Raw genomic sequence first — 11,969 nt, 5'->3', positions numbered from 1 at the left:
TATTTTCGTGGTCGCTACCGCCGGTATGGACCGGCGCGCGTTTTTGGCGACGACAGTGGGTATCACGAGCGCCACACTCGCGGGGTGTTTCGCTCGGGGATCACTCTCCGAGGAAGAGTACGATATCGGGATGACATCGAACGCCTTTACCCCCGACAAACACACCATCTCCGTCGGTGAGACCGTCGTTTGGGGTAACACTAACTCCCGCGCTCACTCCGTGACTGCCTACGAAAGTGCGATCCCCGAGGAGGCCGACTACTTCGCTTCCGGAGGCTTCGACACTGTAGCCGCCGCGAGAGAATCATGGACAAAACACGACGGCCGTGATGGTGGTAAGATCCTCACCGGACAGACGTATTCACACACGTTCGAGGTTCCGGGGACGTACAGCTACTTTTGTATCCCCCACGAGCAGGTCATGACCGGTGTGATCGTCGTCGAAAAGAACGCGTAGGGTTATTCGTCGAGTTCGATGTCGTCTTCTTCGACGCTGACCGACATTTCCTGTTCTTCTGCGATCTCTTCGGGATGTGCTTCGAGCGTCGCCTTCTGGATCTCGACGCGTCGGAGCGGGTAGATAGTTTTCGCTTCGTTGTAGATACCACCCGACAGTCGGCCCGAGACGATGCCATCGATGAACTCCTCGAACGTTCGCTCCTCGGCAGCGGTCTCTACGATGTCGGTCATCTGCCGCCGGATGGCCTTCTCTTGGCTGTGATCGGCCTTCTTGGTAGTGTAAGCGACGGGTTGGACCTGTAGCCGGTAGTCATCGGCCGTGAGGACGGTCACGAAGGCGCCGATCTTCGAAGAGCCTCGTCGGACGAGACTCCGGAGATAGTCGCGCGTGAGTTCGTGTTTGATGAACTCCGTGTAGGCACTGTCGCTTCCCACGTCCGTGATCTTGAACGTGAGTTTGGTGTTGTTCTCGCTGGCGTCGTTTCGCAACGCGCCAAGCGTCGTTTCGATCGTTCGCCCGTCGAGTTGTTCGGGCTCCCGTGCAACTGTTTCACCGAGTTCGGCCCGGTCGAACTGCTCCGGGGCGAACACCGTGTACCAGCGTTTCTCTCGCTTTCGTCGTGAGACTGATCGTTCACTCATGATTGTTGGTCGTGTCGTTCGTCAACTGTGCTGCTACCGTGAGGTTTGTGACGTAATCGTCCACCGTCGTCCGCAAGCCGCCAGTCGTCTCTCGCTCGATTTCGGTTACGATCGTTCCATCACGTATCGTCGTCGTCATCTCTTCGGTGTTATCCGGCGTGAGTGCCGCTGCGATGACACTCGGGTTGTCGGTCTCCGTCCGGATGGTTACATGGCGGACCATCTCAGATCGCCTCCCGGAACGCATTCACAACGGTATCTTGGGGTTCCGGCGCTATGAGTGCGTGGGCATACCGGCCACGCTCCGTTACCGTCGTCTCGTCTTCGACCGCCGAGACGGCGCTAGCCAGCGGGGTTCTAACGTCCCGCTCTCTCGTTTGTGTGGTGGCTACGACACCGTCATCCGTGGTGGCAAGTACGACCGGTTCCGGCGAACGATACTCTCGAACGAGTCGCACGGCCGGTTCGACGGTCGAGACCGGTATCCCGGAGAGATCCACGACGACACACTCCGGATGTCGGTCGAGTTCCGCGTTTCGAACGGCGTCGTGGACGTTCCGAGAATGCTCACGCCAGTACGCAAGTGCGTTCTCGGGACTCCCGTGACCGAGTGCGAGCGCCAATCCTTCGCCCGGATTCGATCGAGCGAGTGCGTCGAGTACGTCCGCGTATCCCGCGAGCGTCACGAACGGGCAACTCCCGTCCGATTCGACCACACAGGGATGGAGCGCCCGCTCGATCGCCGTCGATGCGTGGGTGTCCGGTTCGTCGACGACCGACACCGCTAGCATTGACGCGAGCACGCGGGGGTCTCTACCGCGTTCCGTTTCACTGATCTCGGCAACTACCTCGGCCGTCGCATCCGGATCGCCCGAGAATGGTGCGTGGGCCAACGTCGTGTGTGCTAACCCATCGACCGGATCGGTCGTCGGGATAGCAAGCCCCGGACGTTCGTCCGTCTCAACGAGCGGGCCAAACACGTCCGTATAGTCCTCGATGTCCCGTTCAGCCGCGATGATACCGGCGAGTGCGAGTATTCGAAGCGGCGGCGACAGGTTCGTTTCCGTATCACTCGAACGTTTCTGCGTGATCTCGACGGCACGGACCGATAACGGCCGACCCGTGATCGAAACGTCACCTCCTGTCTGTCCGACAGCAACCGTCACATCCGCTTCGCTCACACTGGCCGTGGCTCTGGCCACACGAGCCTGAAACGGGATCGAAAGTCCCTGTGCGAGAACACCTGTCGCTGCTACTGCGTCTCCATCCGGTGCCGTAACGAACTGGACGAACTCCGCTTCGTCGAGTTCGGCGACGACAGCACGTACAGAGCGATCGGTTGCGGTGTGATCAGCGGTGGACATCGTACTATCGAGCTGCTCTTACTCCTGGTCGAGGAGTTCGCGTGCTGTCTCGTAGCTGTAGTCGAACTCCGAATCGATTTCGTCTCCTCGGTAGTAGTTCACCAGACGGCGAACCTTCGACTCCGTGTTCTGGAGCGCCCGCTTGTTCTGGTGGTCGCCAGGATTGTCTTGCATATGCTCGTTGAGGCGTACCGCACGTTCGAGTAGACTCCGGAGATCTTCGGGGATATCCGGTCGGGCGTCGTGTTCCTCGAGGATCCCGGTCACCTTCTTTCCAGTCGCGAGTTTAATATCGGGAACTGGAACGCCCTGAACGCCTTCATCTCGGAGCTTGAGTCCGATCACGCTTGGATCGTGTCCCTGTTCCGCAAGTTCGACGACCCGCTCTTCGATTTTGTCTGCCTCTACGTCACTCCACTCCGGTGGTTCGTCTGCCGCCGGGCGGTCCGAACCGGACGACCCTCGACGGCGGGTGTGCATTCGTGCCATGGTTGTGATTGGAACCACACGATACGCTCTATGCAGCGCTCGCACGAGACGAGTCGCTGTTGCACTACCACACTCCCAAGCCGTGGAAGCCCACGCCGATGTCGGATGTGTGGCCGTGCCGTTCCCATCCGATGGTACGCCGTCAACCCCAAAACGGTTTCTACTTCCCGTCTCGACGCTTCGATGGGGTTAAGTCACCCGACCGGATACACCCGTGTGCGGGCTCGTAGATCAGGGGTAGATCACTCCCTTGGCATGGGAGAGGCCCCGGGTTCAAATCCCGGCGAGTCCATCTGTAATTACCTCTCGTGAGCAGGGTCTCTGTCTCCACTGCGGTCCGGTATCGGTAGGATCCATCACGTTGGAACGCTCTCAAATCGCGCTGCTGTACGTGCGAACCCACTTTGTACTCATACCGAAGCAATTCGCCATGGAGGAGAGAGATCGTGAAACAGTTAATCACGAGTCAAACTCAATCCGAGAAAACGACCCTTGATGGTAGATGAGCTGTTTCCGTCCCTCGATAGAAGAGTATAGACATTTGGACGTGCTCTATGTCTTTGTATGACTAAAATAATTGCCGTATAATGTGTAATAGGAGACGTCCTATATTTTACTATATATTGACATTACAATAACTTTTGAACATGAGGTGTGGTGTGGAATTTATATTGTGATACTTGCTAATCTGTATCTAACTTACCACAGTATAACTCAAATGCAATATTGTTACCTGATATCTAGAATATTACGACCACTTACTAGAGTGATGCTTACATCATGTATATATTGGATACATTATTTTTGAAAATCAACTATACATGATAATTTTGGCGTCCGCAGTGCAACGTCGATCGCTTTTACGCACTAATCACAATGTAATTGTATGAGATGTCCACCGTTTGCTCGTATCCCAACAAATGTTCGCGGTTGGTGCTATTATCGATAAAACATGGATCTTGATGGGGCAAACTATCTGCCGTTTATTATAAAATAATCAGTGTATGCGCTTGATAATCATCATTCCATTAAACTCTCTCATCTGATCACCTATGGGAAAATTTAATACTAATCCGGTGATCAGGTTGGTAAAACCGATGTGCAATTCAGAACGTTTCAAATTTGGAACAGTAACGCTTCCGTCGGTTGTGCTTCCCTCCCCAGAGGACGTTTGTACTGCGCTCGAGGAAACGCCGGTTACGGAGATCGACCCTCGTTCCGAAGATCCAGCGATCCAGCGTCATTCGGTCGATGCTGTGGTTTGTAACACCGATCACGACAGCGATCCGTATTGCCATTTCCAGTATCGAGCTGCCTTTTCGAAGTCCGATACTGTCCGTACTCCTGAGCAGTCGTCTCTGGGCGTGCACCCGTGGCACGTCCGATCACGTGTTTTTTATTTTGAAGACGGACAGTTTGCAGTCCAACCCGTGCGTGGTTTGCCAGACACGTGGTTTCCATCGTTTCTCGGTCACATAACGGACACCGAAGTAGGAAACGAGTTCAGGATCTACGGGTCCGAGCACAACGTCGCCGGTATCCAACGAACCCCCGGGGGGTCTCCCCCGAGTGAGGTCCTCAATCGTGTACCTGCGGGTGACGGAGCCGCTTCGTCCGTTTCTTCCTCGGTCCCTGACGATCGATCGTCTTCTCAAGCAGGTGACCCAGCAGATCTATTGGATGAACTCACACGAGGAGGAGTTGTCGGTCCTCAGTGCACCCTTGGCGGACTGTCTTCGGATATCGCTTTTGAACCAGACACGGTGGTTGCAACGTGGGATGAGACCGACTGGCCAGACGACGCGGACGAAGCCAAACGGGCGACAGAGATCCACCGACAGATCGTTCCGTATCTCCGGAACCACGTCTAAACTGGGTACTGGAGTGGCACAATACGACAGAAATTTTATTATACCTATGAGATCAATACTGTTACGGCCGTCATCGAATATTTACTCGAACAATAATAAAATATAATCAATAAATATGTTTCTGTACAATCGGATCGAACGCCCAGTGACAGACTAAATATATGATTGTTCCAATTCCATAAAAACTACCTATAGTGATTTTCGATATATGGTGTTCCACAATCTAGCTTATACAGCGGTCTACTCATCTTGTATAGAAATACACAGTTAAAACCCGGGGCAGAGGTGTTTGATCCATGCCAGCGTTTAATCGAGCCCAAAACCGTGAATAGCGCATCTGTGTTGCGCAGTAACTCCGTAGACAGCCGAGAGCGATAGATGATAATTCTACTTTTTGCATCCATAATACAATATAGAAAGTAAAAGATATAATTCTATTGTGTGATATGATATGGTATACGACATATTTGTGCGCGTTGGACCGCCCGTTTCAGAAGCAATAAAGTATGTGAGAAATATACTCGTATTCTACGTACGACGAGTTGGAGAGTAGACTGGTTCGTTTCAAACCGTGTGTGGTGGGGACGTGATGGTAATGAGTGAGTTTACCACTCGGTCGTGATTGAGTATCGCTCTTCGGAATCAAAGCTGAGGCAAGGGGTTTTCTCACTACCGCCTCGTTCGTTTCTCCCTGGATAAACGGGAGGTTTTGGTTTTCATCTTCGTTTGTTGAACTCACACACTTGCGTCGTGCTATTGGGAGTGGATATTTACAGCAACAACGACTATCTTCAAATACATTATATGGAATATGACAAGAAGTTCATCTCGTGGTGGGTGTTCCCTGTGAATCATCCGAGAAACGGTAGTATATCCATCATTCTCGGATTACAGGATTGTATCTTGTATTCCCCAACGATAGACTTATTTGTGAACGGATACAACATCAGTCCATGCACGATCTGACTGGCTTTCAGCGTGACCTGCTGTACGTGATTGCTGGCCGAGACGAACCGCACGGATTGGCAATCAAAGATGAGCTCGAAGACTACTACGAAAAGGAGATTCACCACGGTCGTCTGTATCCGAACCTCGATACCCTTGTCGAGAAGGGTCTCGTTGAGAAGGGACAGCTGGATCGGCGGACGAACTACTACGAAGTGACCCGTAGAGGACAGCGCGAGATCGAAGCCCGCAACGAGTGGGAAGCGCAGTATCTCGAGGCTGACTCGAACGAATAACCTGTTTCGTGCATCAGGGAGACAGCGTTGTGTGCTCCCTGCCATTCTCAGTTCCGAGCACGTCGGTAGAACCATCATTACTGATCGGTCTCGTACTAGTTCCGTCGAGATCCACTGACCGTGGATACTGTACCAAAACGAACTAGATCATCAGTAGTATCATGGCAATGAATACGATGGTACGGAGGAGTCACGGACGTATTCGTGAACATACGCGGACGCATTGCCATGCAATTACAACCATACTCTTGTAATGTTCGTGTCAACGAACTCTCTTAGAATGACCATTACCTTCCAACAGGCATCGGTATACAGCTTCGAAAGGTACCTCTCGCATATCGATGGATAAAACGCATAGCGGTTCAACCCATGAGATCTAGCTCCAAGCTTCAGACGTCATCGACGATCCAACACCGTTCCATTATCCATCCGACATGAATGGTGGTACATCTGTTGGAAAATCACGAATAGATTGTACTCATGGTCGTCCGCTCGGTGGTCTAAACGGCTCGTAGCTGTCGATCTGAACAATCGTATCATAATTCCTTAAATTATAATTTAATTTTTTGGTAACAAAATATATACGTACAAGGTCCGATTCTGATTATCATGGCAACTCATATCACGTGCCATCTCCCCACCGACGAGTTCGCCTTACACGAAGCGCTCAACAGCATTTCTGATCTCTCACTCACCTGTGAGCGTATTGTAGCATTGGGAGATAAAACGGCAACACCACTGTTGCGGTTCCATGGTTCTGATCTGAGTTCGCTCGAATCGGCACTCGAAGCTGATCCGACTGTCGATGGATTCGAGGTACTGACCCGTGTGCAAGACGAGGCGTTGTGTCACGTCCGCTGGAACAGTCGAGTTTGTCTACTCGTTCGGATGTTGACTGCGACGGAAGGTCTCGTGCTTTCGGGTGCCGCGACACAACGACAGTGGACGTTTCGCCTTCTCTTTTCGACCCGTGATGCGCTTTCTCGGCTAGACGAGTTTTGCACCAAGCACAACCTTTCATTGGACGTAAGCAGTGTCGAAACGTGGGACGGCAACGGTCCCGATCCCCTCGGCTTGACGGCCGATCAGTATGAGGCTCTCGTCACTGCGTACAAGCACGGCTATTTCAAAGTACCTCGAGAGATCGTTCTCGACGAACTCGCAGTCGAGATGGAGATCTCCCATCAGGCGCTTTCGGAACGGTTGCGCCGTGGACACGATACGCTGGTCCAGCGGGTGCTCCATCCCACGACGACCGAGCCCCAAGAGGAGGTCCCGACGGACGAGGAGACCGAAACGACCGAAACGTCCTCGCTCGTGTCGTCTCGGCTATCGACCGTCAATCTCGATTGACCCACAGAGACCGCGCTCGAACGATCGCAGCCTGCGTCTCTCTCGCTATTTTTCGCGCAGATCGGTGATACTGCAAGCACCACTGATTTTGTGTTACCCAACCACATACAGTCTATGCCTCAGTGCCAAAATTGCGATGCATTCGTGTCGAGGCAGTACGCCCGGGTGTTCACGCCGAATGACGTCAGTAATCCTCGTGTCTGTCCGAACTGTGAGGACAAAGTGCGAGATGGCAACAGCGTTCGGGAAGTCCACAACTGAACCTCCCCGCGTTCGTTTATTTGTCAGGTTCGTTTTTGGATCTCCTCACGGAGAACAGTACTCACTAGCTCTCCGTCGGCTTTGCCCCGGAGTGCGCCCATGCATTCGCCCATCAATGCGGAAAACGCACCCATCCCTTCCGATCGAATCTGTGCCTCGTTTCGATCGACGACCTCTACGACTGTCGATCGAACGGTTCCTTCGTCGACACCGGCAAGTCCGGCCTCCTCGATGGCCTGTTCGGCGCTCAGATCCGGGTCGGTTGCGAGAAGTCTGAGCACCGTCGTGACGCCTTCTTTCGCAAGTCCATCCCCGACGAGTTCGAGCGTGGTAATGAGGTGTTCTTCAGTGAGGTTTTCGACAGGAACGTCGTCACGACGAAGTTCTGTGAGGGTGCCTTCGAGCGTTCTGGCAGCGAGCGTCGGGTCGATGCCCGCTTCGATCGCTCGTTCGAACGTCGCCATTCGCCGCCCGTACGCGACCTGCTCCGCGAGCGTGGGATCCAGTCCCAGTTCGGAGACGTATTGCTCCTCCCGCTGGGTGAGTAGCTCTGGCGTTTCCACGCCGGAGGGATCGGGCTCGACAGGTGGCACGTCGGTTTCCGGGTACATCCGTGCCGCACCGGGAAGGGGTCGGAGATATTCGGACGTTCCCTCGGTGGTTGCTCCTCGGGTTTCTTCGGGAACGCCCTCGATAGCAGCGCGCGCACGGTCAGCGACTGCCTCGATCGCTCCAGTGGCGACCGCCTCATCAGCAGCGACCAGTGCCACAGCGTCGTGGTCGCCCGCACCGACGGTTTCACGGAGCGTATCGACTTCAGTTTGGGTGACACCGTAGGCGGGCAGTTCGTCCGTGTGGAAGATGCCTCCCGCACCGCTGCGCTTTGCGTGGTCGGACAGTTCAGTGCCGAGTCGACGGTCAGGTTGGATCTCCCGTCCGACCAATCCGTCGAATCCGGACAACGGAACGGCCATGACAGACTCTGCACCGGCGATCACGCCGCTGTCGGTGTCCGCAAACACGTCAGTCGCGTCCACCGGGTCGCCGACTCCTGCATCACGCTCGGTCAGCGTCTCGCTGATATCGAGCAGTTCGAGCTGTCGATCGACTTCGTGTTCGACGATGGCCGCGATCTCATCGAGACTCTGAACCCCTTTCAGTTCGACGCGAGCACCGTCTTCGATGGAGACGTTCACGTCCTGGCGGATGGTGCCGAGCCCACGTTTTACTGAGCCGGTCGAACGCAACAGCATCCCCAGCGTGGCGGCTGCTTCTTGGGCTTGCTCGGGCGTTCGGAGGTCCGGACCAGTACCGATCTCAACCAGCGGGATCCCCAACCGGTCGAGGCTGTAGGTGACGCCCTGTTCGGTCTCTTCGACTCGTTGAGCGCTTTCTTCTTCGAGGAGTAGATCCGTGATTTCGACCGGTCCATCGTCGGTTTCGATCTCGCCATCGGTAGCGATCAGCGCTGTGCGCTGAAATCCGGACGTGTTCGATCCATCGACGACGATTTTCCGCATGATGTGGGCTTGGTCAACCACGTTCATATCGAGCAGTTGTGCGATCTCTAAGGAGACAGAGAGCGCTTCTCGATCGATACGGTGAGGAGGTTCGTCGTCCTCTTCGACCAAGCACGTGGTGTCGTAGGCCAGATACGTGAACGTCCGTTCGATGCGGCTCTCTTCGAGTGCGGCTTCGTCGATCTCGCCTAGCTCGCTGCGTGTCGGATGGAGATATCGGGTTACCTCTCGTGTCGCTGTCTGTGGCTCCCGCCGGAGTGTCGGACACTCACAGAAGAGCTTCGTATCGGTGTCGAGTTGCTGGTGGATCTCTAACCCCGCCACCAGCCCGACGTCCTCGTAGTCGCGTGCGGTCATTATGTCGTGATGTGAGTCCGAACAGTAAAAAACCGTTCAGTCCGCGCCGATCGGTCCGACTCACAGCATCACTGTGGCAGCCAATGTTTCGTATCCGTGTCCAACTGTTCGGTGGGGAACGCCGCTACGTCACAGTCCTCGGGCGAACAGTACCGGAGTCCAGCTTCTTTCATCAGACGCCGACAGCTCGGCAACGAGTATTCTATTCCGAACCGCTCGTGTACGTACTGACGGACCAGCTCCGGCGTCCAGGCCACAGCATCCTCGCCGAACGCCCCGGGTGACTGACGAAGAACCTGTTTCAACGAAGCTTGTTGCTCCTCGGTGAGTTTTCGTGGTCGTCCCGACCGATGGGCGTCACGGACGGCGTTCTCGATCGTCGGCTCCTCCAACCGCTTGAGCCAACTGTACACCGTTCGGCGCTGAACGCCGTACCATTCGGCAAGCTCCGTTTGAGTCACGCCGTTTTTGTACGCGATCGCTGCCAAAAGACGCATAGTAGGCTTTTTTCGTTCGACCTGATCGAGCGCCCGCTGCAAATCCTCAAGTGAGATATCTTCGATATGATCCATTATTTGTGATTGCCATTACGAGTAGAAAATTCTAACGAATTTGGATCAATCACACCACAAAAAGAATGGAATATTGACAAATAGTGCTCCGTATACGTCGCGCGAAACAAAGTGAAAGTGATGTTATTCTGTGGTATAACGGTGGGAACGTTCACGGTCGATCGAAGAGTAATCGTCGCGTGTGTGTTCAGGGAAACGCTAGGTTCCGATACGGCGACGGATCAAAACGAGATTAATCAAAACTCGTTTCCCGTCCGTAAAACGGATAGCTTTGATTATTCGCTTTCCTCACCGAGAATACCGACTTCAGTCATCTTCTCCGGATCGAGCACTGCATCGGCTTCGTCTTCGGTGAGATGGCCTTTTTCGATGGCGACCTCACGGACCGTCTTCCCTTCTTTGAGCGCTGTCTTGCCGATCTCAGCGGCGGCATCGTAGCCGATACTCGGATTGAGCGCGGTTGCCAGCGCCATACTCCGGTCCACTTGTCGCTCACAGTCGTCACGGTTCGCTTCCAATCGCGCGATGAAGCGCTCCGCGAACACGCTGCTGGCGTTGGCGAGTAGCTCGATCGACTGAAGAACGTTGTGCGCGATCACCGGTTTGTAGAGGTTGAGATCGATCTGTCCGTCCGCTGCACTGGCGGAAACGGCGGCGTCGTTCCCGAGGACCTGCTTGTGGACTTGATTGACCGCTTCGGCGACGACGGGATTGATCTTTCCGGGCATGATGGAAGACCCCGGCTGGTTCTCGGGCTGATCGATCTCACCTAGCCCGTTTCTCGGGCCGGAAGCGAGCAAACGGAGATCATTAGCGATCTTATTGAGCGATCCTGCGACGACTCGGAGTGCTCCATGGGCTTCGCTCATCGCGTCGTGGGCGGCTTGCGCCTCGAAATGGTTGTCGGCTTCTCTGAACGAGAGACCGGTTTCCTCAGCGATGTACTCGGCGGCAAGCGGCGGGAACTCGGGATCAGTGTTGAGACCAGTGCCGACTGCTGTCCCACCGAGTGCAAGCTCGGCCAGACGAGGCGTCGTGTCCTCAAGCCGCTCGATCCCTTTCTCGATCTGCGTGCGGTAGCCGCCGAACTCCTGTCCGAGTCGGACAGGTGTTGCGTCTTGGAGGTGGGTTCGACCGGTTTTCACGACGTCATCGAACGCCTCTGCTTTGGCTGTGAGTTCGTTTTCGAGCGTTTCGAGCGCGGGCACGAGATCGCCTTCGATCGCTTCGAGGACGGCGACATGCATCGCGGTCGGGATGATGTCGTTGCTCGACTGACCGAAGTTCACGTGATCGTTTGGGTGGATGTCTCGCGAGCCGATCGTCCCTCCGGACAGTTCGGTTGCTCGATTGGCGATCACTTCGTTGGCATTCATGTTCGAGGAGGTGCCACTCCCGGTTTGGAACACGTCGACCGGGAACTGATCGTCGTGCTCGCCAGCGATAACCTCATCTGCAGCCCTGATGATGTGTTCGGCCGTCTCGTCGTCGAGGTGACCCAGTTCCTGATTCGCGCGCGCGGCTGATTTCTTCACGACACCGAGTGCACGGACGAACCGCCGCCCGAATGTCACAGAACTGATCGGGAAGTTTTCGATGGCTCGTTGGGTTTGTGCCCCCCAGTAGGCATCTATCGGAACTTCCATCTCACCGAGACTGTCATGTTCGATCCTGTGTTCCTGATCGCCCATAGTACATCATCTTCCGGTCCAGTCGTAAAACCCATCGAAAACCCTCGGTGACCGTCTCGTCGAACGAACTGGGACGGTGATTCCCACACGTACCAGAAAGCATTTATAAAGGTGGGCCTATGTTCGGAATATCGAATCGGATCGTTCAA

General features: G+C 54.8%; 11 protein-coding genes, 1 tRNA gene and 1 pseudogene. 6 read left to right on the top strand and 7 right to left on the bottom strand.

The window, feature by feature from the left end:
• Nucleotides 1-25: 25 nt before the first annotated feature.
• Nucleotides 26-457 (top strand): cupredoxin domain-containing protein, encoded by a 432-nt coding sequence (locus MW046_RS05540; protein ID WP_247994564.1) that lies wholly within the window; start codon nucleotides 26-28, stop codon nucleotides 455-457.
• A 2-nt stretch (nucleotides 458-459) separates the two neighbouring features.
• Here MW046_RS05540 and MW046_RS05535 read toward each other — a convergent pair whose 3' ends face one another.
• Genes MW046_RS05535 through MW046_RS05520 form a run of 4 tightly spaced genes read right to left on the bottom strand, consistent with a single transcriptional unit; the run spans nucleotide 460 to nucleotide 2,954 of the window.
• Complete coding sequence (locus MW046_RS05535) at nucleotides 460-1,101, bottom strand: 30S ribosomal protein S3ae (protein WP_247994563.1); 642 nt, start codon at nucleotides 1,099-1,101, stop codon at nucleotides 460-462.
• Nucleotides 1,094-1,324, bottom strand: coding sequence for a KEOPS complex subunit Pcc1 (locus MW046_RS05530; RefSeq protein ID WP_247994562.1), 231 nt, complete (start codon nucleotides 1,322-1,324; stop codon nucleotides 1,094-1,096). Before MW046_RS05530 ends, MW046_RS05535 begins: the two co-directional genes overlap by 8 nt.
• Nucleotide 1,325: 1 nt before the next feature.
• Nucleotides 1,326-2,465: a recombinase RecJ gene (locus MW046_RS05525; RefSeq protein ID WP_247994561.1), complete on the bottom strand. Its 1,140-nt coding sequence runs from the start codon at nucleotides 2,463-2,465 to the stop codon at nucleotides 1,326-1,328.
• 18 nt (nucleotides 2,466-2,483) lie between these two features.
• Entirely contained in the window at nucleotides 2,484-2,954 is a 471-nt protein-coding gene (locus MW046_RS05520; RefSeq protein WP_247994560.1) for a 30S ribosomal protein S15, read from the bottom strand.
• 220 nt (nucleotides 2,955-3,174) lie between these two features.
• Here MW046_RS05520 and MW046_RS05515 point away from each other — a divergent pair.
• The 5 genes from MW046_RS05515 (at nucleotide 3,175) to MW046_RS19705 (ending at nucleotide 7,680) form a co-directional block, all read left to right on the top strand.
• A tRNA-Ala gene (locus MW046_RS05515) sits at nucleotides 3,175-3,246 on the top strand.
• 805 nt (nucleotides 3,247-4,051) lie between these two features.
• Nucleotides 4,052-4,825 carry a hypothetical protein gene (locus tag MW046_RS05510; protein ID WP_247994559.1) on the top strand — a complete coding sequence of 258 codons (774 nt, stop codon included), beginning with the start codon at nucleotides 4,052-4,054 and terminating at the stop codon, nucleotides 4,823-4,825.
• A 953-nt stretch (nucleotides 4,826-5,778) separates the two neighbouring features.
• On the top strand, nucleotides 5,779-6,066 hold the full coding sequence (locus MW046_RS05505; RefSeq protein ID WP_124954125.1) for a PadR family transcriptional regulator: 288 nt from the start codon (nucleotides 5,779-5,781) through the stop codon (nucleotides 6,064-6,066).
• Between the two features lie 609 nt (nucleotides 6,067-6,675).
• A complete protein-coding gene (locus MW046_RS05500; RefSeq protein ID WP_247994558.1) occupies nucleotides 6,676-7,419 on the top strand; it encodes a helix-turn-helix domain-containing protein in 744 nt (247 codons plus the stop codon).
• A gap of 114 nt (nucleotides 7,420-7,533) precedes the next feature.
• Nucleotides 7,534-7,680 carry a DUF7563 family protein gene (locus tag MW046_RS19705; protein WP_438268181.1) on the top strand — a complete coding sequence of 49 codons (147 nt, stop codon included), beginning with the start codon at nucleotides 7,534-7,536 and terminating at the stop codon, nucleotides 7,678-7,680.
• Nucleotides 7,681-7,703: 23 nt separating this feature from the next.
• On the opposite strand, the gene gatE is transcribed toward MW046_RS19705, so the two are convergent.
• The 3 genes and pseudogenes from gatE to MW046_RS05485 form a co-directional block, all read right to left on the bottom strand.
• Nucleotides 7,704-9,557, bottom strand: coding sequence for a Glu-tRNA(Gln) amidotransferase subunit GatE (gene gatE / locus MW046_RS05495; RefSeq protein ID WP_247994557.1), 1,854 nt, complete (start codon nucleotides 9,555-9,557; stop codon nucleotides 7,704-7,706).
• 140 nt (nucleotides 9,558-9,697) lie between these two features.
• Nucleotides 9,698-10,129: pseudogene (locus tag MW046_RS05490) on the bottom strand (helix-turn-helix domain-containing protein); the annotation flags it as partial.
• A 275-nt stretch (nucleotides 10,130-10,404) separates the two neighbouring features.
• On the bottom strand, nucleotides 10,405-11,820 hold the full coding sequence (locus MW046_RS05485; protein WP_247994556.1) for a class II fumarate hydratase: 1,416 nt from the start codon (nucleotides 11,818-11,820) through the stop codon (nucleotides 10,405-10,407).
• Nucleotides 11,821-11,969: the final 149 nt, after the last annotated feature.

It is taken from the genome of Halocatena salina, assembly GCF_023115355.1.
In the GTDB taxonomy this organism is placed as follows: Archaea; Halobacteriota; Halobacteria; order Halobacteriales; family Haloarculaceae; genus Halocatena; species Halocatena salina.
Note: the sequence above shows the minus strand (reverse complement) of the source record. Positions and strands in the feature narration are given on the sequence as shown.